This is a genomic window from Lelliottia sp. JS-SCA-14 (assembly GCF_035593345.1).
GTDB lineage: Bacteria > Pseudomonadota > Gammaproteobacteria > Enterobacterales > Enterobacteriaceae > Enterobacter > Enterobacter wanjuensis.
This window is the reverse complement of the sequence record NZ_CP141606.1, coordinates 2,293,073-2,319,577: the sequence shown is the minus strand read 5'-3', so window position 1 is coordinate 2,319,577 and position 26,505 is coordinate 2,293,073. Positions and strand designations below refer to the sequence as shown.

The following is a 26,505-nucleotide window of genomic DNA, read 5'->3' as shown; positions in this document are numbered from 1 at the left end:
TGTAGGGTACTCGCAGGTAGTTTTGCTCAAACACGCTCCAGGATCAGGGCAATGCCCTGGCCCACACCGATGCACATCGTACAAAGCGCGTAGCGCCCGTTGCGTCGATGCAATTCATTGCTGGCCGCCAGCACCAGTCGTGCCCCGCTCATCCCCAGCGGATGGCCCAGGGCGATCGCGCCGCCGTTCGGGTTCACATGCGCGGCGTCATCCGCTAACCCGAGCTGGCGCAGCACGCCCAGTGCCTGTGACGCGAAAGCTTCATTCAGCTCAATCACGTCCATATCGTTAATGCTCAGACCCGCGCGCTCCAGCACTTTGCGTGTTGCCGGAACCGGGCCCAAACCCATCAGTCGTGGCTCGACGCCCGCGCTTGCCATCGCCACGATGCGCGCCCGTGGGGTTAACCCCTGCTGCTCGGCCATCTCACGGCTGGCGATAATCAGCGCCGCCGCGCCGTCGTTGACGCCGGAAGCGTTCCCCGCCGTCACCACGCCGTTTTTACGGAACGGCGTTTTCAGGGCGGAGAGCTGTTCAAGGGTGGTGTCGGCGCGCGGATGTTCGTCAATCAGCACTTCGGTGATAGCGCCCTTCTTGCCCACCACGCTCACCGGCACGATCTCCTGCGCCAGGACCCCGTTCTGCTGGGCTATCGCCGTCCGCTGCTGGCTGCGCAGCGCGAAGGCATCCTGATCGGCACGGCTGATATTTAACAATTCAGCTACATTCTCTGCCGTTTCGGGCATGCTGTCAGTTCCGTATTGCTGATGCATGAGCGGATTCACAAAACGCCAGCCGATGGTGGTATCAAACATCTCCGCCTGGCGCTGGAACGGTGTGGTCGCTTTGCCCATCACGAACGGCGCGCGGGACATGGACTCCACGCCACCGGCGATCAGCAGATCCGCATCGCCCGCTTTAATCGCTCGCGCCGCAAAACCGACGGCATCAAGTCCAGATCCGCACAAACGGTTGATCGTCGTGCCGGACACCGTCTGCGGGAACCCGGCCAGCAGCGCCGCCATGCGCGCCACGTTGCGGTTATCTTCCCCGGCCTGGTTGGCACAGCCGAAGATCACATCGTCAATACGCTCTGCATCCAGTTGCGGATAGCGCGCCAGCAACGCGCGCAGCGGGACGGCTGCCAGATCGTCGGCGCGCACGCCCGACAATGCGCCGCCATAACGCCCCACCGGGGTACGAACACCATCACAGATAAATGCATCACGCATCAGGCTTCTCCTGTCACACTGCCGCCAATGCGGTGCGATTTACCGCGGAACAAGGCGACTGTTTTTTGTTGTTGGTTAGTTATTTCGATGTCGTACACGCCGGTCAGTTTGCCCTGGTGTTTTACCCTGGCGCTGGCCGTAAGCTTGTCTCCGGCAAAGCCAGGACGCAGAAAATCAATGGTGCAGGCCGAGGCCACCGCCGCCAACCCCTGGCTGTTGCAGGCGTAGGCAAACGCCGTATCGGCCAGGGAAAACAGCTGTCCGCCGTGGCAGGTTTTATGGCCGTTGAGCATCTGCGGGGTGATGGTCATCGTCACCACTGCGTAACCCTCGTCCATCTCGACGATGTCGATGCCCAGCGCCTGGGCGCAGGCGTCGTTTTCATACATGGTGCGGGCGTTGTGCCAGGCGTTATGACTCATAGCTACTCTCCAGAAGCGCACGCTGGCGCAGCAGGGAACAGGGGCGATAACGTTCTTCGCCGTAGTGACGTTGCAGGTTTTCCAGCAGGATCAGCAGGCGCTGCCAGCCGAGGCGTTCACCCCAGGCGATCGGCCCAACCGGGTAGTTCACGCCGAGGCGCATGGCGGTGTCGATATCCTGTTCGCTGGCGACCCCTTTTTGCAGGGCATCCAGCGCTTCGTTGATGATCATCGCCACGGTTCGCCAGAGAAGCAGGCCGGGATAATCGCTGATCTGCAGGACGCGTTTTCCCTGCTGCTGCAGGTGATAAATCGCTTTTTGGGTGGCGGAGTGTGGATTACCGGCCGCAGCGGCGATCACCACCGCGTCGCCGTCCATGCGGTCGACCACCACTACCGGGCGGTTATGGCGCAGAGCGAGGCTTTGCGCCGTTTCACCGGTGGTTTCTACCAGCAAGACATCATCTAATTCAGTGACACCGTCACTTCTCTTATTCGCGATAACCGGGCTAAAGGTCGCGCCAACGGCTGCAAGCCACTGGGCGGCAGGACGTTCCCTGTGCCAGTCGTACACCCCCTGCCCGGTTTTTTTGCCGAAACGACCGCCGAGCACCAGCTCCTGCTGGACCAGCGACGGCAGAAAACGGCGCTCCTGCCAGAAGGCGTTAAAGACGGAACAGGTCACGGCAAAGTTGACGTCCTGACCGATCAGATCCGTCAGTTCCAGCGGCCCCATCGGGAAACCGCCGCCTTCGCGCAGCGCGGCGTCGATGTCCTGCGCCGGGGCGACGTTCTCTTCCAGCGCGCGCCAGGCTTCGGAGTAGAACGGACGCGCGACGCGGTTGACGATAAACCCTGGCGTGGACTGGCAGCGCACCGGCTGTTTGCCCCAGTTCACCGCCAGCTCGCACAGCAGATCCGCCACTTCCGTGGAGGTCGCCAGTCCGCTCACCACTTCCACCAGTTTCATTACCGGCGCCGGGTTGAAGAAATGCAGCCCGGCGACGCGCTCCGGATGGCGCACGTCGGCCGCCACCGCGGTGATCGAAATCGACGAGGTGTTGCTGGTAAGTAAAGTCTGCGGCGGGCAGATCTCGCCCAGCTGTTTGAACAGCGCTTTTTTGACTTCAAGGCGCTCGGAGGCCGCTTCAATCACCAGATCGGCGGCGGCGAGAGCATGAATATCGTTGACCGGGAGCAGACGCGCGACGATTTTCTCGCAGGCCTCGGCGGTCAGTTTTCCGCGCGCCACGCGGGAGTCCAGTCGCGAGCGAATACCGTCGATGGCGCGGGCCACCACGTCAGCGGCGATGTCGTACACCAGCACCTGATGCCCGCTGCTGGCGGCCACTTCGGCGATCCCGGCCCCCATGGTGCCGCTGCCGATCACTGCGACGGTGTGAATTCTCATCGTCATCTTATTTCCCCGTGAAGTTCGGCGTGCGTTTGGCGAGGAACGCGCTGACGCCCTCGCGGTAGTCGTCGCTGCGACCGGCCATGCGCTGGTAATCGCGCTCCAGATCGAGCTGCTCGTCCAGCGTATTGGTTTCAGCGGCGTTCATCGCCTGCTTAATCAGACCCAGACCAAAGGTCGGCTGAGAGGCAAAATGGGTCGCCAGTTTCTGCGCCGTGGCGGAGAGCTCTTCGCCATCGACCACCTGCCAGATCATCCCCCAGGCGTGGGCCTGTTCGGCGCTGAGTTTATCGCCGAGCAGCGCCAGCCCCATCGCCCGCGCCCGTCCGGCGACGCGCGGCAGCAGCCAGGTGCCGCCGCAGTCAGGCACCAGACCCAGCTTGCTAAAGGCCATCATAAAGTTCACCGAACGGGCGGCGATCACCATGTCGCAGCCCAGCGCCAGCGTCGCGCCGGCTCCGGCGGCCACGCCGTTGACGGCGGCAATCACCGGTTTCGGTAGTTTCGCCAGACGACGCACCAGCGGGTTGTAGAAGGTTTCCACGGAGTAGCCCAGATCCGGCGCAGGGCCGTTCGGGTCAACGTTACGGTCGTTCAGATCCTGCCCGGCGCAGAACCCGCGCCCGGCCCCGGTGATCAGCAGACAGCGGATGGTGTCGTCCCGCTCAGCCTGTTTCAGGCATTCGGCAAGCTGCTGGTGCATCACATCGTTAAAGCTGTTCAGACGCTCCGGGCGGTTCAGGGTAATGGTCATCACGCCCTGCTCAACATGACTCAGAATAAATTCCACAATTAGCGTCCTTTAAAGTCGGGGGTGCGTTTTTGTAAGAAAGCGGCGATGCCTTCCCGGCGATCTTCCGTGGCAGAGAGCAGCGTAAACAGCTGGCGCTCCTGCGCCAGCCCGGCCTGCAATGGCACTTCCTGCGACTGGCGCAGCGCCTGTTTCGCGGCCTGCAGTGCCAGCGGCGAGTGGCGCGCCATCAGCGCGGCCTGTTTCAGGGCATATTCCAGCACCAGCGCCGACGGGAACACGTCGCTCACCAGCCCCGCCGCCTGCGCCTGCTGGGCGGTAATGCTTTCGCCCGTCAGCACCATTTTGCTGGCGAGAGATTTCCCGACGCAGCGGATCAAACGCTGGGTCCCGCCCGCCCCCGGCATGATGCCGAGCGTAATTTCCGGCAGACCGAAACGGGCGTTATCGCCTGCGATCACCACGTCGCACAGCAGCGCCAGCTCGCAGCCAGCGCCGAGCGCATAGCCGTTCACGGCGGCGATCAGCGGCTTGTTGAAGTTGTTGATGCGCGCCCAGAGCTGCGGGCGAACATCGTTCAGAGTGGCGGGCAGATCTTTCTCCGCCATCTCGTTGAGATCGGCTCCGGCAGCGAAGCAGCGCTCGTTGCCGTAAATTACGCAGGCGGAGATTTCGCCGTCCTGCGCCGCGCTTTCCAGCTCATCCGCGATGCCTGAGAGCAGCGCGTTGTTAAGGGCATTGCGCGCCGCCGAACGATTGAGCGTCAGGAGCAGCACGCGGCCATGACGGGTGACAATCAGCTCGCTCATGCCATCCCCTTCGCGTCAAAATCGACCACCACGTCGGCGGTCAGCGGGAGCGCCTGACAGCTCAACACGTATCCCGCGGCCAGTTCGTCCGGCTCGAGGCTGTAGTTGGTCGCCATATCTACTTTCCCGCGCAGCACCTTGCATTTGCAGGTGGCGCACACGCCGCCCTTGCAGGCATACGGCAGATCCGCGCCCTGACGCAGAGCCGCGTCGAGAATGCTTTCGTCGTCGGCGGTGAGCGTGATTTCGCGATCGCGCCCGTCCTGACGCACGGTGACTTTTTGCCCCTGAGCCTGCACCGTCGAGGCGCGTTTCACGGCGCTACCCGGCGTGTTAAAGCGCTCCAGATGAATGGTTTTCTCCGGCATCCCCAGCGCTTTCAGCGCCAGCTCGGCGTCGTCCATCATCGCCGACGGGCCGCAGATAAAGGCTTCGTCGAACAGGCTGAAATCGATCAGGGTTTTCCCCATCTGATGCAGTTTTTCGCCGTCGATACGCCCGTGCAGCAGCTCACTGTCGAGGGTCTCCTGGCTGAAAATATTCACCAGCTGCAGGCGCTGCGGGTATTTATCTTTTAGATCCGTCAGGGCCTGGCGGAACATCATGCTCTGGCTGCTGCGGTTGCCGTAGATCAGGGTGAAGTGGCTCTGCGGCTCGACCAGCAGCGTACTGGAGACAATCGCCAGCATCGGCGTAATGCCGGACCCGGCAGCGATCGCCAGATAGCGCCCGGCGCGCTCGGCCTGCGGCTGATAGCCGAAGTGGCCCTGCGGGACCATCACTTCCAGCGCCATGCCCTGTTTGATCTCATCCCGGGCATAGCGTGAGAAACGCCCGCCGTCGATGGCTTTTACCGCCACGCTGATTTCGTCCGGCGTCACGCTTCGGCAAATCGAATAGCAGCGGCGTAACTCTTCCCCCGCCAGCCGCGCCTTGAGCGTCAGATGCTGGCCAGGGCGGAAACGGTAGGCGTCCTGCAAAGTCTGTGGGATCGCGAAAGTGATGGTCACCGCATCGCGGGTTTCGGGTTCCACTTTTGCCACCGTTAAGGAATGAAACGTTGTCATGGCAACCTCAGATACATTTGAAATAGTCGAAAGGTTCACGGCAGGCGTTGCAGCGATAGAGCGCTTTGCAGGCCGTCGAACCAAATTCACTGATAACCGACGTGCTGGTGCTCGCGCAGCGCGGGCAGGTCACTTCGGCAGGCGCGTGGGCGTGACAGCTGTGGCCGACCGGCGGGCTGATGCCGTATTCACGCAGCCGCGCGCGGGCGTCGTCGGTCATCCAGTCGGTGGTCCAGGCCGGGTCGAGCTGGAGGACGATATGCACCGGGGTAAACCCGTGGGCAGTCATCGTCTCGCGAATGGCACCCAGCAGATGCTCCGTCGCCGGGCAGCCGGAGTACGTCGGCGTGAAACCAATCACCCAGCCGCCCGCCTGCGCCGAAACGCTGCGCACCATGCCTAAATCGGTGATGGTGAGCACCGGCACTTCCGGGTCTTGGATCTGGCTTAACAGGGACCAGATTTGCGGGATTTCCGCCGGGGCGATGTCAGCGAGACGTTGCATAGGGACCTCCTCTTACCACTGCTGGCCCGGATACATGCGCTGGAGATACTGCATCTCCGCCAGCATCGGTCCCAGATGTTCGGTGTGCAGCCCTTTTTTGCCGCCGGTGCGGTACGCCGCTTCTTGCGGAACGCTCAGGCAGGCCTGTTCGAAACCGGCAAACACTTCCGCTTCCCACTCGGCGCGCAGCTCGCGCGGGTCAACGGCGATACCTTCGGCGATCAGCTGTTGTTCCAGCGCGTCGGCCTCGAACAGTTCGGCGGTGAAGCGCCACAGGGAATCAATCGCCTGCTGCATTTTCTGTGCGGAAACCTCGGTGCCGTTGCCCAGACGCTCCAGCCAGCCGCGGCTAAAGCGCAGGTGGTAGCGCGCCTCTTTGATCGCTTTCGCGGCAATCGCCGCAATTTGCGCGTCGCGGCTTTGAGTCAGACGGGTAAAGAGCGCCACGTGCCAGGCGTCGATGAAATACTGTCGCACCAGGGTGTCGGCGAAGTTGCCGTTCGGCTGTTCTACCAGCAGCAGATTGCTGAACTGGCGCTCATCGCGGCCAAAGGCCAGCGTGTCTTCGTCGCCCTGACCTTCCAGCTCGGCGGCGTAGGTTAAGAAATTGCGCGCCTGGCCGAGCAGATCGAGGCCGATATTGGCCAGCGCCAGGTCGATCTCCAGTTCCGGCGCATGGCCGCACCACGCGCCGAGGCGCTGAGACAGGACCAGACAGTTATCGCCCAGACGCAGGGCATATTGGGTAGTCGGTTTCATCGCCATCCTCACATGTGCTCGATGCCATCAGGGATGGTGTAGAACGTCGGGTGGCGGTAGACCTTGCTCTCCGCCGGGTCGAAAAACTCGCCGCGATCTTCCGGCTGCGAGGCGACGATTTCGCTCGCTTTCACCACCCAAATCGAGCAGCCTTCGCTGCGGCGGGTGTAGGCATCGCGCGCGTTTTCCAACGCCATGCGGTCGTCGGCGGCGTGCAGGCTGCCGACGTGACGGTGGGATAACCCCTGTTTGCTGCGGACAAACACTTCATATAACGGCCAGTAGACATTGCTCATCTTGAATTCCTCTTACGCGGCGGTGCGGGCGTGTTGTTTTTCTGCGTGCGCCAGTGCGGCTTCGCGCACCCACGCCCCTTCTTCCCAGGCTCTGTTTTTTGCGGCGAGGCGTTCGTGGTTGCACACCCCGCGTCCGTTAATTACTTCTTCAAATTCCTGCCAGTCGATTTCGCCGAAGCGGTAGTGACCGCTCTCTTCGTCGAAGCGCAGATCCGCATCCGGGACGGTCATGCCCAGCATTTCGACTTGCGAGACGGTGTTGTCGACGAAGCGCTGGCGCAGTTCGTCATTGCCAAAGCGTTTGATTTTCCACGCCAGGCTGCGGGCGCTGTTCGGGGAGTTGTCGTCGTTCGGGCCGAACATCATCAGCGCCGGCCACCAGAAACGGTTGATGGCGTCCTGCAACATCTGGCGCTGGGATTCGCTCCCCTGCGCCAGCGCCATGCAGGCTTCAAAACCCTGGCGCTGATGGAAGCTCTCTTCTTTACAGATTTTCACCATCGCGCGGGCATACGGCCCGTAAGAGGTGCGGCACAGGGCCACCTGGTTAACGATGGCCGCGCCGTCTACCAGCCAGCCAATCACGCCGATGTCAGCCCAGCTCAGGGTCGGGTAGTTGAAGATCGAGGAGTATTTCATCTTGCCGTCGAGCATCTTCTGGTAGATGTCTTCCCGCGCGCAGCCCAGGGTTTCCGCCGCGCTGTAGAGATACAGCCCGTGCCCCGCCTCGTCCTGCACTTTCGCCAGCAAAATCGCTTTGCGGCGCAGGGTGGGTGCGCGGGTGATCCAGTTGCCTTCCGGGAGCATGCCGACAATTTCGGAGTGCGCATGCTGACCAATCTGGCGGATCAGGGTTTTGCGGTAGGCGTCCGGCATCCAGTCTTGCGGCTCGATGGCTGTCTCCTGTGCGATGCGCTGCTCAAAGCGTTGTTCTTCCGTCACGTCGTCACCTTTATGATTCGTTAAATCGTTAATCATCGTTTAATGATGAATCACTTCGTTTCTTAAAAGTTACACAAAGGTTAAATATAACCCCAAGGAGTGTTTGTCTATTTTGTGATGTCGCTCGCAAGGCTTTTGCATCAGGCCGCTGACGGCGGGCGCTGTTCGCCTGAGGATTCATCCGGCAAGATCACATTGTTAACAAATCATTAAAACATCGCTTGCTTTTTATGATTCATAATCAAACTATCTATAGTGAAATTACGTAACATTTGGAGAAGAGAGATGCAGCAGTTAGCCAGCTTCTTGTCCGGCACCTGGCAGTCTGGCCGGGGCCGTGAGCGCCACATTCATCACGCCATCAGCGGCGAAGCCCTGTGGGAAGTCACAAGCGAAGGTCTGGATATGGCGGCGGCGCGTCGCTTCGCCATCGAGCGCGGGGGTGAATCACTTCACGCCATGACCTTTATCGAACGCGCGGCGATGCTGAAAGCGGTCGCGAAACATCTGCTGAGCCAGAAAGAGCAGTTTTACGCCCTGTCGGCTGAGACCGGCGCGACCCGCGCGGACAGCTGGGTGGATATCGAAGGCGGGATCGGCACCCTGTTTACCTACGCCAGCCTCGGTAGCCGCGAGCTGCCGGACGACACCCTGTGGCCGGAAGACGAGCTGATCCCCCTGTCGAAGGAAGGCGGATTTGCCGCGCGCCACGTGCTGACCTCGAAATCCGGCGTGGCGGTGCATATCAACGCTTTCAACTTCCCGTGCTGGGGGATGCTGGAGAAACTGGCCCCGACCTGGCTTGCCGGGATGCCTGCCATTATCAAACCGGCGACCGCCACGGCGCAGGTGACGCAGGCGATGGTGAAATCCATCGTCGACAGCGGCCTGGTGCCGGAGGGCGCGATCAGCCTGATCTGCGGCGGTGCGGGCGATCTGCTCAACCATCTGGACAGTCAGGACGTGGTGACCTTTACCGGCTCCGCCTCCACCGGCCAGATGCTGCGCGTGCACCCGAATATCGTTGGCAAATCCATTCCGTTCACTATGGAAGCGGACTCCCTGAACTGCTGCGTGCTGGGCGAAGACGTCACGCCGGAGCAGCCAGAATTCGCGCTGTTTATCCGCGAAGTGGTGCGTGAGATAACCGCCAAAGCCGGGCAAAAATGTACGGCCATCCGCCGCATCATCGTCCCACAGGGGCAGATTGAGGCCGTCAGCCAGGCGCTGATCGCGCGTCTTGAGAAAGTGGTGGTCGGCGATCCGGCGCAGGAAGGCGTCAAAATGGGCGCGCTGGTGAACGCCGAACAGCGTGCCGACGTGCAGGAGAAAGTGGATCTGTTGGTCGCGGCTGGCTGTCAGATTCGCCTCGGCGGCAAAGCCGACATGCAGGCCGCAGGCGCGTTCTTCCCGCCGACGCTGCTGTTCTGCCCGCAGCCGGACGAGTCCCCTGCCGTTCACGCCACCGAAGCCTTCGGCCCGGTCGCGACGCTAATGCCCTATCGCGGCGCGGAACACGCCATGACCCTGGCGCGCGCCGGTGAAGGCAGCCTGGCGGGAACCCTGGTGACGGCAGATTCGCGCATCGCCCGGCAGTTTATTTCCGGCGCGGCGCGGGCGCACGGGCGTATTCAGATCCTCAACCAAGAGTCGGCGAAAGAGTCCACCGGCCACGGCTCCCCGCTGCCGCAGCTGGTTCACGGCGGTCCGGGTCGTGCGGGCGGCGGCGAAGAGCTGGGCGGTCTGCGCGCGGTGAAACACTATCTGCAACGCACCGCCATTCAGGGCAGCCCGTCGATGCTGGCCGCCATCAGCCAGCAGTGGGTGCGCGGCGCGCAGGTGCAGGAAGACCGCGTGCATCCGTTCCGCAAATACTTCGAAGAGTTGCAGCCTGGCGACAGCCTGTTGACCCCGCGTCGCACCCTGACCGAAACGGATATCGTCAATTTTGCCTGCCTGAGCGGGGATCATTTCTACGCCCACATGGACAAAATTGGCGCGGCGGAGTCGATCTTCGGCGAGCGCGTGGTTCACGGTTACTTTGTGATTTCGGCGGCGGCGGGTCTGTTTGTTGACGCGGGCGTCGGGCCGGTGATTGCCAACTACGGCATGGAGAACCTGCGCTTTATCGAGCCGGTGAAACCGGGCGATACCATCCAGGTGCGTCTGACCTGCAAGCGCAAAACCCTCAAGAAACAGCGCACGGCAGAAGAGAAACCGACCGGCGTGGTGGAATGGGCGGTTGAAGTGTTCAACCAGCACCAGCAGCCTGTCGCGCTGTACTCCATTCTGACGCTCGTCGCTCGCCAGCAGGGCGATTTCACCGACTGATCCGTTCTTTTTACCGGGAAGGTCCCTTCCCGGTTTTTAATTTGGCAAGAGTGACAAATAACCTGGCAGGTGCAGGCAAACAGTTTGCGCCCGCTCCTGCCAGGATAAAGCTGCACAACACTAATAACACAATAATGATGAGGTCAACGATGGGAAGCCCTTCTTCTTTTTCTGCCCGTAAAACGGCACTGGCCATGGCAGTCGCGTTGTTATGCTCCTGGCAGTCACCGGTTTTCGCCCACGGCGGCGAAGCGCATATGGTCCCAATGGACAAAACCCTGGCCGAGTTTGGCGCCGATGTGCAGTGGGATGATTACGCCCAGATGTTCACCCTCAGCAAAGACGGCGCTTTTGTGAAGGTTAAACCGGGCGCTAAAACCGCCATCGTCAACGGCAAGCCGCTCACACTGCAGGTGCCGGTAGTGATGAAAGGAAAAAAAGCCTTTATCTCCGAGACCTTCATCAACGATGTCTTCCAGTCGGGGCTTGATCAGACCTTCCAGGTGGAGAAGCGCCCACACCCGCTGAACGCGTTGACCGCAGACGAAATTAAACAGGCCGTCGAGATCGTCAAAACCTCGGCGGATTTCAAACCCAATACCCGTTTCACCCAGATCGCGCTGGCCGAGCCGGACAAAGCCAAAGTGTGGGATTTCGTGCTGAACGGCACGGCGGTTGACGCTCCGCGCCAGGCGAACGTCACCATGCTCGACGGCAAACATGTGATTGAAAGCGTGGTGGATCTGAAGGACAAAAAAGTCGTGAGCTGGACGCCGGTCAACGATGCTCACGGCATGGTGCTGCTGGATGATTTCACCTCCGTGCAGCAGATTATTATGGCCAGCCCGGAATACGCCGAAGCGCTGAAAAAGCACGGCGTGACCGATCCGAAGAAAGTGATCGGCACCCCGCTAACCGTCGGCTATTTTGACGGCAAAGACGGCCTGAAACAGGAAGACCGCCTGCTGAAAGTGGTCAGCTATCTCGACACCGGCGACGGCAACTACTGGGCGCACCCGATTGAAAATCTGGTGGCGGTCGTCGATCTTGAGCAGAAAAAAATCCTCAAAATTGAGGAAGGTCCGGTGGTGCCGGTGCCGATGCTCGCCCGCCCTTATGATGGCCGCGACCGCATCGCGCCGGTGAAAAAACCGCTGGAGATCGTCGAGCCGGAAGGCAAGAACTACACTATCACCGGGGACATGATCCACTGGCAGAACTGGGACTTTCACCTGAGCCTCGACTCCCGCGTCGGACCGATCATCTCCACCGTGACCTACAACGACAACGGCAAAAAACGCCAGGTAATGTATCAGGGATCGCTCGGCGGGATGATTGTGCCGTACGGCGACCCGGATGTCGGCTGGTACTTTAAAGCCTATCTTGATTCCGGCGATTACGGCATGGGTACCCTGACCTCTCCGCTGGTGCGCGGCAAAGATGCGCCGTCGAACGCGGTGATGCTCAACGCAACCATTCCGGATTACACCGGTGCGCCGATGGAGATCCCGCGCGCGATTGCCGTCTTTGAACGCTACGCCGGGCCGGAATATAAGCATCAGGAGATGGGCCAGCCGAACGTCAGCGCCGAGCGCCGCGAACTGGTGGTGCGCTGGATCAGCACTGTGGGTAACTACGACTACATCTTTGACTGGATCTTCCACGAAAACGGCACCATCGGTATCGATGCAGGGGCAACCGGCATCGAAGCGGTGAAAGGCGTGCAGGCCAAAACCATGCACGACCCGAGCGCCAAAGATGACACCAAATACGGTACCCTGATCGACCACAACATCGTCGGGACCACCCATCAGCACATCTACAACTTCCGTCTCGATATGGACGTGGATGGCACCAACAACCGTCTGGTGGCGATGGACCCGGAAGTGAAACCCAACACCGCCGGTGGCCCGCGCACCAGTACCATGCAGATCAATCAGTACAACATTGATACGGAACAGCAGGCCGCGCAGAAGTTTGACCCAGGCACCATTCGTCTGCTGAGCAACACCAGCAAAGAGAACCGCATGGGCAACCCGGTGTCGTACCAGATTATCCCTTACGCGGGCGGCACTCATCCTGTGGCGACCGGCGCGAAATTCGCCCCGGACGAGTGGATTTACCACCGTCTGAGCTTTATGGATAAGCAGCTGTGGGTGACGCGCTACCATCCGAACGAACTCTACCCGGAAGGGAAATTCCCGAACCGGTCGATTCACGACAGCGGTCTGGGCAAGTACAGTAAGGATAACGAATCGATTGATAATCAGGATGATGTGGTGTGGATGACCACCGGCACCACCCACGTGGCGCGCGCCGAGGAGTGGCCGATTATGCCAACCGAGTGGGTGCATACCCTGCTCAAGCCGTGGAACTTCTTCGACGAGACGCCAACGCTTGGCAAGAAGAAGGACGAGAAGTAAGCAGATGCAGGCCGGGCACTCCCCGGCCTGTTTTATTTCATCCACTTGCCGAATGAGTTAGCCCGATTATAGTTAGTCATGCCTCCCCGCTTTATTTTCATCTCTTGAACCGTTTTTCAGCCAGGACACGAAGTTTCACACGCAACGTCGTACTTACTTCTGAGAGGTTTTAGAATGAGATTGAACGCCATAGCCACCAGCCTCGCGCTGGCGGGACTGTTTATTTCCTTCAGCCCGAACGCCCTGGCGGCAGAAGCGCCTAAGGACGCCACTGCCTCCACCCAACAGGCTAATAACGCACTCTACAGCCAGCTCCCGTTTAACGACAACACTGATTTTACCGATGCGCATAAAGGCTTTATCGCCCCCATTCCTCAGGACGTGATTAAAGGGGAACAAGGGAACGTGGTCTGGAATCCGCAGCAGTACGCCTTTATCAAAGAGGGTGACAAAGCGCCGGATACCGTCAACCCGAGCTTATGGCGTCAGGCGCAGCTGATTAATATCAGCGGTCTCTTCGAAGTCACCGACGGTGTGTATCAGATCCGCAACCTTGACCTGTCGAACATGACCATTATCGAGGGTAAAGAAGGCGTCACCGTTGTCGATCCGCTGGTCTCTGCTGAAACAGCGAAAGTCGGGATGGATCTCTATTTTAAAAATCGCGGCCAAAAACCGGTGGTGGCGGTGATTTATACCCACAGTCACGTTGACCACTACGGCGGCGTGCGCGGCGTCGTTGATGAAGCCGACGTCAAAGCCGGGAAAGTGAAAATTTATGCTCCCGCCGGGTTTATGGAAGCCGCAGTGGCGGAAAATATTATGGCCGGGAACGTGATGAGCCGCCGCGCCAGCTATATGTACGGCAATCTGCTGAAACCGGATCCGAAAGGTCAGGTCGGCGCGGGGCTGGGAACCACCACCTCTGCCGGGAACGTCACGCTGATCGCGCCGACCAATATCATTGAGAAAGACGGCCAGAAAGAGGTGATCGACGGCCTGACCTATGACTTCATGCTGGCGCCGGGATCGGAAGCGCCGTCGGAAATGCTGTGGTATATCGAAGAGAAAAAACTGATCGAATCCGCTGAGGATGTGACCCACACCCTGCACAACACCTACTCCCTGCGCGGGGCCAAAATCCGCGAGCCGCTGCCGTGGTCGAAATACATCAACGAGGCGATTGTGCGCTGGGGTGATAAGGCCGAGATCATCATGGCCCAGCACCACTGGCCGACGTGGGGGAATGACAACGTGGTCAAGCTGCTGAAAAGCCAGCGTGACCTCTATCGTTACATCAACGACCAGACCCTGCGCATGGCCAACGAGGGGCTGACGCGCGACGAAATCGCCGCCAACTTCAAGCTCCCGGATTCCCTGGCCCACACCTGGGCAAACCGCGGCTATTACGGCTCGGTGAGCCACGACGTGAAAGCCACCTACGTGCTCTATCTCGGCTGGTTTGACGGCAACCCGGCAACGCTCGACGAACTGCCGCCGGAAGAAGGCGCGAAGAAATTTGTCGAGTATATGGGCGGTGCCGATGCGATTTTGCAGAAGGCCAAAACCGATTTTGACCAGGGGAACTATCGCTGGGTGGCGCAGGTGGTGAGCAAAGTGGTGTTTGCCGATCCGAATAACCAGGCGGCGCGCAATCTGGAAGCTGACGCGCTGGAACAGCTCGGCTATCAGGCTGAATCTGGCCCGTGGCGTAACTTCTACCTGACTGGCGCGCAGGAGCTGCGTAACGGCGTGCAAAAACTGCCAACCCCGAACACCGCCAGCCCGGATACCGTGCGCGCCATGACGCCAGAAATGTTCTTCGACTATCTGGCGGTGCATATCAACGGGGAAAAAGCCGGGGATGCGAAGTCGGTGTTTAACATCGATCTCGGCAGCGACGGCGGAAAATATAAGCTCGAGCTGGAAAACGGCGTGCTCAACCACACGGCCAATGCCGAAGCCAAAGACGCGGACACCACGATTTCCCTCAACCGCGACACGCTGAATAAAATCATCCTCAAAGAAGTGACGCTGAAACAGGCGCAGGACAGCGGCGACGTGAAAGTGACCGGCGACGGCGCTAAACTCGATCAGATGCTGGGCTATATGGATAAGTTTGAATTCTGGTTCAATATTGTGACACCGTAACTTTACGGCAGACGAGCTGCTCGCCTGCCGCTTTTCTTCATCTGACACAGTGAATGTATGGAAAAACGTCACCCTCTCTCTTCTGTACTGACCTCATGGCCGACCCGCCAGGCGATGGTCTCGCGCGGTTTGACCATCAACTTGCCGTGGCTGGCGTTTGTGCACGTCAGCTTTGCGCTGATGATTTTGCTGCGTAACACGCTGGTGCACAATTTCGACCCCGCCCACGTCACCGGGCAGCCGATTTCATCCCTGGTCGATGCGGCGATGCTCGGGGTGATCGCCCTGTCGGCGGCGCTGATTGTCATGAGCTGGCGGCATATCACCGGGATTAGCCTGGTGCTGTTCACCTCGGGGCTGCTGTGGGCCCTGTGCTGCTACTGGTTTATCGTGGACTGGCAGCTTCCCCACGCCTGGCCTCTGTGCACCATTCTGCTGCTGACCGCCGTCACCGCGCTCTATTTCTATCCCGTGGGACTGCTCGCCTGCGTGCTCCCCCTGTGGTTTACCCTGCCGGTCGCCAGCGTGGTGCTCAATCACGGGTTGAACATGCGTTTTGCGGCGGTGTGGATTGTCTTTACGCTGATCCTTGTCTGCGGGCGTTTTATTCTCCTGCGCTGGTTCGACGAAGCCTGGCAGCGTAACCAGCAAAACCAACTGCTGATCGCCCGTCTCGACGCCCTGGCACATCAGGACCCGCTGACCGAAACCGCCAACCGGCGGGAGATGGAAAACGTGCTGGAGAGCGCCGTGAATCAGGGGAAATCCTTCTCGCTTCTGATGCTGGATGTGGATTATTTCAAGCTTTACAACGACGCCTACGGGCATCAGGCGGGCGATGAGTGTCTGGTGCGGGTCGCGCAGGCGCTGAAAGCCTCGGTTCGCACGCCGGAAGATGTGGTGTCACGCTACGGCGGCGAGGAGTTTTTATTGATCCTCTTCGATTGCCCGCCCAATGCGTCAGAACAGGTGGCGCAGCGCATTCAGGAGAATTTACGTCAGGCGGCGATAGCGCATAAGGCGTCGAAAGTGAGCGAGTATGTCACCGCGAGCATGGGGATTGCCGGAATGGCACCGGGTTTGACCGCCGACGAGACGGTGGCCCAGGCGGATGCGGCGTTGTATCGGGCGAAGGAAGGTGGGCGCAATCGTTGGTCACGTTGAAGGTTATGTCGGGTGGCGGCTTCGCCTTACCCGACCTACAAAAGCGGCATGATCTTGTAGGCCGGGTAAGCGCAGCGCCACCCGGCTTTTTTTTCTCAATACCGCACGCAAACCGACTTGGTTTCACACCAGCCATCCAGCCAGTCCGGGCCGAAATCTCGCCCGGTGCCGGACTGTTTCATGCCGCCGAACGGCAGGTTGGCGTCGATCAGCGTATGGCTGTTCACCCATACGGTTCCGGCCTGCAGTCGGTCCGTGTATTCCAGCGCTTTGCTGATGTTCTGCGTCCAGACGCTGGCCGTCAGGCCGTACTCAGTATCGTTCGCCAGTTGCAACGCCTCTTCCCCGTCCGCCACGCGTACCAGGTTAACCACCGGGCCAAACACCTCTTCGCGGGTCAGGCGCAGGCTGGCATCCGGGTTCACCACCAGCGTAGGCGCAACGTAATAGCCCTGTTTATCCGGGCCGCTGTTGCCGGTAATCAGCTCAGCGTGGCTGGACTGCGCTTCGTTGAGGAAAGTCTGCACTTTATCACAGTGGGCGCGGGAGACCAGCGGGTTGATGTGCGCCGTCGGCGACATGCCCGGCCCGACGCTCAGGGATTTTACCGCCTGCTCGAAGTGGCTCACCAGGGTGTCGAACAGCGGCGCTTCGATGTAAATGCGCGAGCTGGCGGCGCACACCTGCCCCTGATTAAGGAAACTGCCGGTCATCAGCCCTTCCACCACCCACGCCGGATCGGCATCTTTCAGCACGATGGCCGGGTTTTTACCGCCCAGCTCCAGGGTCACGCCCGTGAGCGTATCGGCGGCGACGCGCGCAATCTGTTTGCCCGTCGCCGTCGAGCCGGTAAAGCTCACTTTGGCGATATGGGGATGCGAGGTCAGCGCCGCACCACACACCGCGCCGCTGCCGGTAACGACGTTAAAGACGCCATCGGGCACGCCCGCCTCACAGGCCAGCTCCGCCACGCGCAGCAGCGTCAGCGGCGTGGTTTCCGACGGTTTGATCACAATGGAACACCCGGCGGCCAGCGCCGGCATCACTTTCCACATGCCGATCATCAGCGGGAAGTTCCACGGCACAATTCCGGCCACCACACCGACCGGCTCTTTGCGGGTCCACGCCTGATAGCGCGCGCCCTGCGGCAGCGGAATGGAGAGATCCAGGGTTTTACCGGCGATTTTGGTGGTTAAACCGGCGGTGTAGCGCATCCAGTTCAGGGTGCAGCCCACTTCAAAGGCCCGGGAAATGTTGATCGATTTACCCTGCTCCAGGGTTTCGAGCTGGGCGAGTTCTTCCGTGTGCTGCTCCACCAGATCGGCAAAGCGCAGCAAAATGCGTTCACGCTCGGCGGGCAGCTTCCCGGCCCAGCTGCGGGAGACAAAGGCGCGCCAGCCGGACATCACCGCGCGATCCACATCATTCACGCTGGCATCAGCCGTGGAGGCGATCACTTCACCCGTCGCCGGATTGAACACGTTCAGACGTTTTTCGCTGTCAGACGCAGACGGGCGGCCCTCAATCCACAGGCCATGTTGGCGGTCTAAAAACTGCTGCACGCTCGGCAGAATAGCGGTCTGTGACTCAGACATGGGGTGCTCCTTCATTATTATTCGCAGGGTGTCAACGCAGTCTAAGATGGGTTTGCGAAACGCGCTTTTATCTGTGTGACATTCGTTTTGCCACCTGTGACAGCCCCCGCAAATCACGATAATTCCGGCTTATAACACTATTCTCAGCGAGTGTTCTTTCCTATAGTCAGCCCAGACCTCTGACAAAATGCAACACAAATGCAACAATGCAAAAACATTAAGTGCAGCGAGATGAAAGATGGCGTGTGCAAGCGAGCAGGAAAAATATCAGCAGTGGCTGGCGCAGATTAATCAGGTGTGTGGCAGCTTTGCCGCGCGTCCACTGGCCGGTCCGTTCCTCGGCGAACTGGAAACCAGCTACGCCAGAAGTCTGAAACTCAGCACCGTCACCGCGGCGGGCGTTAACCTGTTCCGCACCCGTCAGGAGATCAAAACCAGCAACGACGCGTGGTTCTACACCGTATTTCAGCTGGAAGGCAACGCCACCCTGGAGCAGGACGATAAGCAGATTGTGATCGAAGCGGGCGACATTACCCTGATCGACGCCTCGCGCCCCTGCTCGATCTACTGGCACGATAAATCGCGCCAGATTTCTCTGTTACTTCCGCGTCAAATTCTGGAGCAGCAGTGCCGTTTTCAGGAGGTGAGCTGCGCGCACAAACTGTCGCGCACCCTGCCAACCGTACAGCTGAGCTATCGTCTTTTGCAGGAGAGTATGGATAACGCGCAGCTGAGCGATATGGAGAGCGAAGCGGCGCTGGAGGCGATGGTGTGTCTGCTGCGCCCGGCGTTTCAGCAGCGTGAAACCGCGCCGCCGCGCAAAGAGCGTCAGTTCCAGAATGTGCTGTCGCTGATTGACTCCCACATTCAGTCGGAAGCCCTGCGCCCGGAGTGGATCGCCACCGAGAGCGGAATGTCGGTGCGCAGTCTGTATCGTATGTTTGCCGATAAAGGGCTGGTGGTGGCGCAGTACATCAAAAACCGGCGGCTGGACCTGTGCGCGCAGGTGTTACGCGCGACAGGCGATGATGAAAAACTGGCGGGGATTGGCTACAGCTGGGGCTTTGCCGACCATAGCCACTTCTCGACGGCGTTTAAACAGCGCTTCGGCGTGTCGCCAGGCGAGTACCGCAGGCGCTATCGCTGATCACTTCTTCAGCCACTTCCCGTTGATGCCCTTCACGTATTCGCCCGGCTGCGCTCGGGCCACCAGTTTTTGTCCGGCCATTTTCGCCACTTCATCCACCGGCAGGTTATTGCTGTCCGCCAGTTTCTGATAGCTTTCCGTGCGCGCGGCGTTGATTTCGTTCACCAGCGCCAGCGTCTGTTTGTCCTGGCGAAGCGGTGCGATGTAGCCGCTCAGGGTTTCGCCGACCAGCCCCTGCGCGCGGGCTTCATTCAAGGTGATCGCCTGCGCCTGAACGCTTACGCCTAACACCAGCAGACCGATTGCAAGAAGTCGTTTCATGGCATCCTCAGAACAGATCGCTGCGCGATTTCAGCAGGGTTTCGACGTCTTTATCCACTTTAATGTGGATCTCGTGCTCGATTTTGACGTTCATATTGATGGTGATCGGCTCTTTCGGGGCCGCGACTTCAATACGCGGCGTACAGCCCGAGAGCATAGCGACCATGATCACGCCGGCCAAGCCTGCCAGATTTTTCATTGTTGTTCCTCACATTCCTTGCCTGCCTGACAGCGGGCATCCGGTAACGCCGCGTGTTGCTCAAGCCATGCCTGTAAATTATCCCCATAGCGCAGGCTGCGCCACAGGGTAAAAAGATTCTCTTCGTGAGTGTAATTGAGGTGCACGGTGTTGCTTTTTCCGTCGACGCGGCTGGTGCCGCTGATGGCCGACTGCATGGTCAACACACCCAAATTATCTACATTGATTTTCGTCCACGAGCGAGAAATTTCCATATAGCGGAGCCAGTTAATCGCCACGCCTGCCGCCATGTTGTCTTTGACGATCGCATCCGCCGTGTCTTTGTCGATACGCAGAGTCATCGGACCGGGGTTGGTCAGCCAGCCGTCTTTGATGATCCATTTTTCGTTCTCCAGCCAGAACGGCAGCGCCCCGCTCACCGGGCCTGACATGGCAAACTGTTTCGGATTGACGGCGCTGATCAGCTCGCTGGCGGAGATATTCTGCACCCGCAGCAGGGCCGGATCGTGCTGCGGCATGCGCAACTGCTGCATGGTAATTTTCCCGCCCAGCACGTCGGTGCTGACGTTGGTCAGCAGCAGCGGGTTCTGTTCGCTCCACGGATAATCGCCCTGCAGATCCGCGGTGATATTGCGTGCCGTGACCTGGTTGACCACCTCGGCGATACGCAGCGTGACCGGGCCGCGCGTGCCCAGCGACCAGGTGCCTTCGCTGAAACGGAACGGCAGGACAAAATCGACGCCGTTGATTTGGTTATCCGGCATCCAGACGCTGCCGCTTTTCAGCACGCCGTGGCCGCCCGCTTCAAACCCTTGACCCGCGGCGGCAGAAAACGCCACCTGGGCGTACAGCTCGCCGTCGCGCAGGTTCATTTTCCAGTTAGGCGGCACCAGCGGCTGGAAGACCGTCAGGGACTGTTTCGGCCACCAGGCCTGACCGCGCAGACGCTCCCCGTCCCAGCGACCGTTCACCTGAACCGGGCCAATGTCTGCCGCGTGCAGATCGCCTTTGAACTGGAAGAAGGTCGGGTCTGTGCCGTCGACGCTAAATTTCAGGGTCGACGGCGGGAGCACGCTGCCGCCGGAGAACGAGGTCTGCTCCGCATCCAGCGAAAGCGATCCGCTAAAGTGTGGATTGTTTGCGTCGCGCTGCCAGCGCACCGGTTGATCCAGCACCAGGCGCGGCTTGTTCACCAGCATGGTGCCGTACTGCAGTTTGTCGAAACCGGTCGACAGCTGCGTCAGTTCGATGGCGCTGTCGCGCCATTCGCCTTTGCCAGCCACATCCCAGCGGGCGTTCATCGGCGTGAAATGGCCGTCGCCCCAGTAGCGCCACTGCCACAGGCCGCTGTCCGGCAGGAAGTCGTTCGCCTGTCCGTCGAGATGCAGGACAAAATCGCCCATTTCGTTTTCATGGGCTTTGAGAATGGCTTGTAAACGCCCGTCCACGCCCTTCTGCGAGAGTTTGACGCCGGCCAGCGGCCAGCGGATTTCGTCGATATTCAGAGAATCAATCACCCGACCGCGCGAGCGCAGCAGCGCGCCGGGTTCAAAAGAGAGGAGCGGATCGGCGAGGCTGCCCGTCAGCTGCGCAGGAAGAATGGCGTAGAGGATCAGATCGCCCTGCTTGGCTTCGCCCGTCACCTGCAGCGGCATGGCGCTGTTGTCCATGCTCAGCTTGCCCGGCCCGAGGGTCAGCACGGCGTTGCCTTTCCCCGCATCGCCCTGGGTCAGCACGTTCAGACGACCGGTAAAGGTGGCGTTTTCCAGCCCCTGCTGCCAGTTGTCGACTTTCAGCCCTACGCGCCCGCTTAACGGCAGACCGGTGAGATCCCAGTGCCAGCGCCCGTCGCTGATCGTCAGCTGTTCGGCGGTGAGCTGCCACGGCAAATCCAGCAGCGGATCGGGGTTATCGCGGGCGGTCAGGACCAGCTGGCCGCGGTTCTCTTCCCAGTCGAGATCGGCATCCACCGGAGACGGGATTTGCGGCACGGTCAGGGTCGCTTCCGCATGGCCTTTCACCGGCACGCCGTCCGGGATCAGCGGCAGCGTGAATTCCCCTGCCAGGCGGATCGGCTGCGGGTAATCCGGAAGATGAACTTCGAATTCGCTGACCGTCAGGTCTTGTCCGCGAAGTTTCCCGCGCAGTTTCACCTGTTCGCCCTGATAGGTGACTTCCTGGACGGAGGGCGTTAATGAGACCTTGAGTTGGCCCTGCCACTGCTGCCATGGCGAGAGCGTTAAGCGGTCGATTGTCAGCCAGGTATTGGGCAGCATCGACTGCCACTCGGCGAGGGTTTTGGGTGCGGTGTTGGCCTGCTCTGCCTGCGGCAGTTTGCTCAGGCAGGCGGTATTGAGATCGAGCGCGCCGACGTCCAGCTTCCAGCGGCTGGGGTGCGACAGGGTGGCGTTTTCCACGCGGGCGATTTCGCAGTCCTCTACGAGGTAGCGAAGATCGGGGATCACAATCTGGTTGCGGGTCAGGCGCGGGCTTTTCTCGAAGGCAATGCGCGTCCCCACGGGGAGCCAGATCCCGGCAAGGGTCGGCACCCACTGGGCGAGCGTCATCAGCAGCGTCAGCGGCAACAAAATGATCAACAGCAATAGCGCAATTGCGGCTTTGTATTTACCCCTCATGGGCAGTTAATATCCTGATTTAGCGAAAAAATAAGCCGACAGTGCCCGTCATTGTGGCATGTTTAGCCAGTCAGTTGAAGTCAACGCCAGTTTTAAGGATAGTTGCTCTAGAATTATTGATAGAACTTATTGAATTCAATAAATTTTTATAAATTGTAAGATTATTTTAATCATGCTAACGTGATGGTAAAATCACTGGAGAAAGTCTTATGAAACTCGCGGTATATAGCACAAAACAGTACGATAAAAAGTATCTGCAACATGTTAACGAGGCTTACGGATTCGAGCTCGAATTTTTTGACTTTCTGTTGACCGAAAAAACCGCCAAAACGGCGAACGGATGCGAAGCGGTGTGTATTTTCGTCAACGACGACGGCAGCCGTCCGGTGCTGGAAGAGCTGAAAAAGCACGGCGTGAAGTACATCGCGCTGCGCTGTGCGGGCTTTAACAACGTCGATCTGGACGCGGCGAAAGAGCTGGGTCTGAAAGTGGTGCGCGTCCCGGCCTACTCCCCGGAAGCGGTGGCGGAACATGCCATCGGCATGATGATGTCCCTCAACCGACGTATTCACCGCGCCTATCAGCGCACCCGTGATGCCAACTTCTCTCTCGAAGGGCTTACCGGCTTTACCATGTACGGTAAAACGGCGGGCGTGATCGGCACCGGTAAAATCGGCGTTGCGGCGCTGCGGATCCTGAAAGGTTTCGGGATGCGTCTGCTGGCGTTTGATCCGTACCCAAGCGCAGCGGCCCTGGAGCTGGGCGTGGAGTATGTCGATCTGCCGACCCTGCTTTCCGAATCCGACGTTATCTCCCTGCACTGCCCGCTGACCGCAGAAAACTATCACCTGCTGAATCAAAGCGCGTTTGAGCAGATGAAAGACGGCGTGATGATCATTAACACCAGCCGTGGCGGTCTGATCGATTCGCAGGCGGCGATTGAAGCCCTGAAAACGCAGAAAATCGGCGCGCTGGGGATGGACGTGTACGAGAACGAACGCGATCTGTTCTTTGAAGACAAGTCTAACGACGTGATTCAGGATGACGTGTTCCGCCGTCTGTCCGCCTGCCACAACGTGCTGTTTACCGGGCACCAGGCGTTTTTGACCGCTGAGGCGCTGATCAGTATTTCGGAAACGACGCTCGGGAATCTTAAGCAGCTCGAGAACGGCGAAGATTGTCCGAACGAAGTGGCTTAGGCATTAGCGAGCGCAGTTCCCCCTCACCCTAGCCCTCTCCCTCAAGGGAGAGGGAACCGCTCGGAGTTCTCCCTCAAGTACGGACCGGTTTTCTCCCTCTCCCCGTGGGAGAGGGTCGGGGTGAGGGCACCAGACCGCAGAATGCTACTCGCTCAACCCACGATTCTTCAACATCGGCTCGATCAACGGATCGTGCCCTCGCCAATCGCGGTACAAGGCTTCCAGATCGCTGCTGTTTCCGCGCGACAAAATCGCCTCACGGAATCTCTGCCCGTTTTCACGCGTTAACCCGCCCTGCTCGACAAACCACTGATAGCCGTCGTCGGCCAGCATCTGCGTCCACAGATAGGCGTAGTACCCCGCCGCATAGCCGCCGCCGAAAATGTGCGCGAAATAGCTGCTGCGATAGCGTGGTGGTACGGCAGGCAGGTCCAGCCCCTCTTTTTTCAGCGCCGCGGATTCAAACGTATCAACATCCGCAACATTTTCCTGCGCCCCAATGCCGTGCCAGTTCATGTCCAGCAGCGCGGCGCTCAGCAGCTCCGTCATGTCGTAACCTTTGTTGAACTGCGTCGCGCTGAGCATTTTCTCGCGCAGGGCATCCGGCATCGGCTCGCCGGTCTGATAGTGACGGGCATAGTGGGCGAACACCTGCGGATGGCTGGCCCAGTGCTCGTTAATTTGCGACGGGAATTCCACAAAATCGCGCGGCGTGTTGGTCCCGGAAAGCGTGGCGAAGCGCTGATCGGCAAACAGACCGTGCAGCGTATGGCCGAACTCGTGGAACAGGGTGATCACATCATCCCAGGAGAGCAGCGCCGCCTGGCCCGCGGCGGGTTTCTGGTAGTTGCAGACGTTGTAGATCACCGGACGCGCGGTGAATTCGTGAGATTGCTCGACGAAATTCCCCATCCACGCCCCGCCGCCTTTGGAATCCCGCGCGAAGAAATCACCGTAGAACAGCGCCATGCCTTCCCCGGTGTGGTCGAAGATCTCCCAGACGCGCACGTCCGGGTGGTAAACCGGAATATCGAAACGCTCGACAAAGCGAATGCCGAACAGCTGGCTGGCTGCCCAGAACACACCGTCGCGCAGAGTGGTGTCCAGCGCAAAATAGGGTTTGATCTGCGACTCATCGAGAGCGTATTTCTCCAGACGCACGCGCTCGGCGTAGTACGCCCAGTCCCAGGCCTGAACGCTGAAGCCTCCCTCAATGACTTTCTGGATATCCGCCTGTTCGCGCTCGGCACGCGCCCTTGCGGCCGGAACAATTCCGCGCATAAATTTCAGCGCCGCATCAGGCGTTTTCGCCATTTGATCGGCGGTGCTCCAGCTGGCGTAGCTGTCGAACCCCAGCAGCTCTGCGCGGCGGGCGCGCAGTTGAGCCAGCCGAATTACGATTTCGCGAGTGTCGTTTTCGTCGCCCTTTTGGGTGCGAATCCAGCCTGCTTTGAACAAATTTTCCCGCGTCTGACGATCGTTGAGCGCCGCCAGCGCCGGTTGTTGCGTGGTATTGAGCAACGGAATCATCCAGCGATCGGCCAGCCCTTTTTCAGCGGCGGCACGCGCGGCAGTCGCAATTTCATCCTCGCTTAAGCCGTCAAGCTGATGAACATCATCCACCACCAGACCGCCCGCTTTGTCGGCGGCCAACAGCCGCTGGTTGAACTGGCTGGTGAGCGACGCCGCTTCGGTGTTTAGCGCTTTGAGCGCCGCTTTTTGTTCATCGGTGAGCTGTGCGCCCGCCAGAATAAAGCGCTGGTGGATCTCTTCCACCAGCCTGCGCGACTCTGCATCCAGCGAAGCGCGCCCTTCCCATACCGCCACCACGCGGGCAAACAGCGTGTTATTGAGCCAGATATCGTTGGACAGCCCCGCCAGCTCGGTGGAGAACGCTTCGTCGAGCTCCTGCAAATAGTCGTTGGTATGCGCGGAGGTCATGGCGAAAAACACGCTGCTGACGCGGGAAAGCATCGCGCCGCTTTTTTCCAGCGCCAGAATGGTATTGGCGAAATCGGGTGCGGCGGCGTTGGCAATAATGGCATCAATATCTGCACGCTTCTGGCGCATCGCTTCGTCAAATGCCGGGCGGTAGTGGCTCTCTTCGATGAGATCGAATCGAGGCGCCTGATAAGGCAGTACACTGACTTCAAAAAACGGATTGGAAACCGACATCGTTGACTCCTGGGCACACAATAATCCTCCCAGAGTAGGACAGGCCGCGGCGGGCTGCAATGCTTCGCATACGTCAGGTAACAAAAGTCGTCTTAACGCACTCCCCACCAGCATGCTATGGTTACACAACACAAAAAGCGTTGAGGAACAGTGAGATGATCGTATTAGTTACCGGGGCAACGGCGGGTTTTGGTGAAAGCATCACGCGTCGCTTCGTCGCCAACGGACATAAAGTGATTGCAACGGGCCGTCGTCAGGAGCGTTTGCAGGAGCTGAAAGATGAGCTCGGCGACAGCATTTTGACCGCGCAGCTCGACGTGCGTAATCGCGCAGCCATTGAAGAGATGCTCGCTAACCTGCCCGCAGAGTGGCGCGCCATTGATATTCTGGTGAACAACGCCGGGCTGGCGCTGGGTCTGGAGCCTGCGCACAAAGCCAGCGTGGAAGACTGGGAAAACATGATCGACACCAACAACAAAGGTCTGGTGTACATGACCCGCGCGGTGCTGCCGGGCATGGTTGAACGTAATCGTGGGCATGTGATCAACATCGGTTCGACCGCCGGAAGCTGGCCTTATGCGGGCGGGAACGTGTACGGGGCGACCAAAGCCTTTGTGCGTCAGTTCAGCCTGAACCTGCGCACCGACCTGCACGGCACGGCGATCCGCGTGACGGATATCGAGCCGGGTCTGGTGGGCGGGACCGAGTTCTCCAACGTGCGTTTCAAAGGTGACGATGCGAAAGCAGGCAAAACCTATGAAAACACCGAGGCCCTGACGCCGGAAGATGTAGCCGAAACCGTCTGGTGGGTCGCGACGCTGCCAAAACGCGTCAACATCAACACCGTGGAAATGATGCCTGTCAGCCAGAGCTTTGCCGGTTTAAGCGTGCATCGCGGCTGATCCTTCCCTGCCCGGCCTGCGGGTCGGGTATGGGATGCCCTGCAAAAGAATGGTAGTATTAGAGC

General features: G+C 59.7%; 22 protein-coding genes. 7 read left to right on the top strand and 15 right to left on the bottom strand.

Translation table 11 applies throughout. From position 1 onward, the window contains the following. Nucleotides 1-26: 26 nt before the first annotated feature. Genes pcaF through paaA form a run of 10 tightly spaced genes read right to left on the bottom strand, consistent with a single transcriptional unit; the run spans nucleotide 27 to nucleotide 8,197 of the window. Entirely contained in the window at nucleotides 27-1,232 is a 1,206-nt protein-coding gene (gene pcaF / locus U9O48_RS10905) for a 3-oxoadipyl-CoA thiolase (RefSeq protein ID WP_324724307.1), read from the bottom strand. Continuing rightward, on the bottom strand, nucleotides 1,232-1,654 hold the full coding sequence (paaI, locus tag U9O48_RS10900; protein ID WP_282493147.1) for a hydroxyphenylacetyl-CoA thioesterase PaaI: 423 nt from the start codon (nucleotides 1,652-1,654) through the stop codon (nucleotides 1,232-1,234). The genes pcaF and paaI overlap by 1 nt, the downstream gene beginning before the upstream one ends. Further along, entirely contained in the window at nucleotides 1,644-3,071 is a 1,428-nt protein-coding gene (paaH, locus tag U9O48_RS10895; protein WP_324724306.1) for a 3-hydroxyacyl-CoA dehydrogenase PaaH, read from the bottom strand. The genes paaI and paaH overlap by 11 nt, the downstream gene beginning before the upstream one ends. 1 nt (nucleotide 3,072) lies before the next feature. Next, the gene (paaG, locus tag U9O48_RS10890) at nucleotides 3,073-3,861 is read right to left on the bottom strand and encodes a 2-(1,2-epoxy-1,2-dihydrophenyl)acetyl-CoA isomerase PaaG (protein ID WP_324724395.1); all 789 of its coding nucleotides are present in this window, start codon (nucleotides 3,859-3,861) and stop codon (nucleotides 3,073-3,075) included. Then, nucleotides 3,861-4,628, bottom strand: coding sequence for a 2,3-dehydroadipyl-CoA hydratase PaaF (gene paaF / locus U9O48_RS10885; protein WP_285150429.1), 768 nt, complete (start codon nucleotides 4,626-4,628; stop codon nucleotides 3,861-3,863). Before paaF ends, paaG begins: the two co-directional genes overlap by 1 nt. Next, nucleotides 4,625-5,695, bottom strand: a complete 1,071-nt coding sequence (gene paaE / locus U9O48_RS10880; RefSeq protein ID WP_324724304.1) for a 1,2-phenylacetyl-CoA epoxidase subunit PaaE — start codon at nucleotides 5,693-5,695, stop codon at nucleotides 4,625-4,627. The genes paaF and paaE overlap by 4 nt, the downstream gene beginning before the upstream one ends. Nucleotides 5,696-5,702: 7 nt before the next feature. Beyond that, on the bottom strand, nucleotides 5,703-6,200 hold the full coding sequence (gene paaD / locus U9O48_RS10875) for a 1,2-phenylacetyl-CoA epoxidase subunit PaaD (protein ID WP_324724302.1): 498 nt from the start codon (nucleotides 6,198-6,200) through the stop codon (nucleotides 5,703-5,705). Nucleotides 6,201-6,212: 12 nt separating this feature from the next. After that, nucleotides 6,213-6,959: a 1,2-phenylacetyl-CoA epoxidase subunit PaaC gene (paaC, locus tag U9O48_RS10870; protein WP_285144557.1), complete on the bottom strand. Its 747-nt coding sequence runs from the start codon at nucleotides 6,957-6,959 to the stop codon at nucleotides 6,213-6,215. Nucleotides 6,960-6,967: 8 nt separating this feature from the next. Beyond that, the gene (gene paaB, locus U9O48_RS10865) at nucleotides 6,968-7,255 is read right to left on the bottom strand and encodes a 1,2-phenylacetyl-CoA epoxidase subunit PaaB (protein WP_282493153.1); all 288 of its coding nucleotides are present in this window, start codon (nucleotides 7,253-7,255) and stop codon (nucleotides 6,968-6,970) included. A 12-nt stretch (nucleotides 7,256-7,267) separates the two neighbouring features. After that, on the bottom strand, nucleotides 7,268-8,197 hold the full coding sequence (gene paaA, locus U9O48_RS10860; RefSeq protein ID WP_324724300.1) for a 1,2-phenylacetyl-CoA epoxidase subunit PaaA: 930 nt from the start codon (nucleotides 8,195-8,197) through the stop codon (nucleotides 7,268-7,270). A 285-nt stretch (nucleotides 8,198-8,482) separates the two neighbouring features. Here paaA and paaZ point away from each other — a divergent pair, with 285 nt between their 5' ends. From paaZ to U9O48_RS10840, 4 genes are all read left to right on the top strand, one after another. Further along, on the top strand, nucleotides 8,483-10,528 hold the full coding sequence (gene paaZ / locus U9O48_RS10855) for a phenylacetic acid degradation bifunctional protein PaaZ (RefSeq protein WP_324724299.1): 2,046 nt from the start codon (nucleotides 8,483-8,485) through the stop codon (nucleotides 10,526-10,528). 149 nt (nucleotides 10,529-10,677) lie between these two features. Beyond that, nucleotides 10,678-12,951 carry a primary-amine oxidase gene (gene tynA / locus U9O48_RS10850; protein WP_324724298.1) on the top strand — a complete coding sequence of 758 codons (2,274 nt, stop codon included), beginning with the start codon at nucleotides 10,678-10,680 and terminating at the stop codon, nucleotides 12,949-12,951. Between the two features lie 174 nt (nucleotides 12,952-13,125). Continuing rightward, nucleotides 13,126-15,102, top strand: a complete 1,977-nt coding sequence (locus U9O48_RS10845) for an alkyl/aryl-sulfatase (protein ID WP_285150423.1) — start codon at nucleotides 13,126-13,128, stop codon at nucleotides 15,100-15,102. A gap of 57 nt (nucleotides 15,103-15,159) precedes the next feature. Beyond that, the gene (locus U9O48_RS10840; RefSeq protein WP_324724295.1) at nucleotides 15,160-16,266 is read left to right on the top strand and encodes a GGDEF domain-containing protein; all 1,107 of its coding nucleotides are present in this window, start codon (nucleotides 15,160-15,162) and stop codon (nucleotides 16,264-16,266) included. A 95-nt stretch (nucleotides 16,267-16,361) separates the two neighbouring features. Here U9O48_RS10840 and U9O48_RS10835 read toward each other — a convergent pair whose 3' ends face one another. Next, entirely contained in the window at nucleotides 16,362-17,861 is a 1,500-nt protein-coding gene (locus U9O48_RS10835) for an aldehyde dehydrogenase family protein (protein ID WP_285155380.1), read from the bottom strand. A gap of 238 nt (nucleotides 17,862-18,099) precedes the next feature. Here U9O48_RS10835 and feaR point away from each other — a divergent pair, with 238 nt between their 5' ends. Further along, the gene (gene feaR, locus U9O48_RS10830; protein WP_324724294.1) at nucleotides 18,100-19,008 is read left to right on the top strand and encodes a transcriptional regulator FeaR; all 909 of its coding nucleotides are present in this window, start codon (nucleotides 18,100-18,102) and stop codon (nucleotides 19,006-19,008) included. Here feaR and U9O48_RS10825 read toward each other — a convergent pair whose 3' ends face one another. The 3 genes from U9O48_RS10825 to U9O48_RS10815 are packed head-to-tail and all read right to left on the bottom strand — an operon-like array spanning nucleotide 19,009 to nucleotide 22,164. Continuing rightward, complete coding sequence (locus tag U9O48_RS10825) at nucleotides 19,009-19,329, bottom strand: YdbL family protein (RefSeq protein ID WP_285150420.1); 321 nt, start codon at nucleotides 19,327-19,329, stop codon at nucleotides 19,009-19,011. A gap of 7 nt (nucleotides 19,330-19,336) precedes the next feature. Next, nucleotides 19,337-19,528 (bottom strand): YnbE family lipoprotein, encoded by a 192-nt coding sequence (locus U9O48_RS10820; RefSeq protein WP_282493163.1) that lies wholly within the window; start codon nucleotides 19,526-19,528, stop codon nucleotides 19,337-19,339. Continuing rightward, on the bottom strand, nucleotides 19,525-22,164 hold the full coding sequence (locus tag U9O48_RS10815) for a YdbH family protein (protein ID WP_324724292.1): 2,640 nt from the start codon (nucleotides 22,162-22,164) through the stop codon (nucleotides 19,525-19,527). The genes U9O48_RS10820 and U9O48_RS10815 overlap by 4 nt, the downstream gene beginning before the upstream one ends. Before the next feature lie 209 nt (nucleotides 22,165-22,373). On the opposite strand from U9O48_RS10815, the gene U9O48_RS10810 reads away from it, so the two are divergent. Next, nucleotides 22,374-23,363 carry a 2-hydroxyacid dehydrogenase gene (locus tag U9O48_RS10810; RefSeq protein WP_285150418.1) on the top strand — a complete coding sequence of 330 codons (990 nt, stop codon included), beginning with the start codon at nucleotides 22,374-22,376 and terminating at the stop codon, nucleotides 23,361-23,363. A 144-nt stretch (nucleotides 23,364-23,507) separates the two neighbouring features. Here the strand turns inward: U9O48_RS10810 and dcp are convergent, their stop codons facing one another. Then, nucleotides 23,508-25,538: a peptidyl-dipeptidase Dcp gene (dcp, locus tag U9O48_RS10805; RefSeq protein WP_324724291.1), complete on the bottom strand. Its 2,031-nt coding sequence runs from the start codon at nucleotides 25,536-25,538 to the stop codon at nucleotides 23,508-23,510. A 155-nt stretch (nucleotides 25,539-25,693) separates the two neighbouring features. Here dcp and ydfG point away from each other — a divergent pair, with 155 nt between their 5' ends. Continuing rightward, entirely contained in the window at nucleotides 25,694-26,440 is a 747-nt protein-coding gene (gene ydfG / locus U9O48_RS10800) for a bifunctional NADP-dependent 3-hydroxy acid dehydrogenase/3-hydroxypropionate dehydrogenase YdfG (protein ID WP_282493167.1), read from the top strand. Nucleotides 26,441-26,505: the final 65 nt, after the last annotated feature.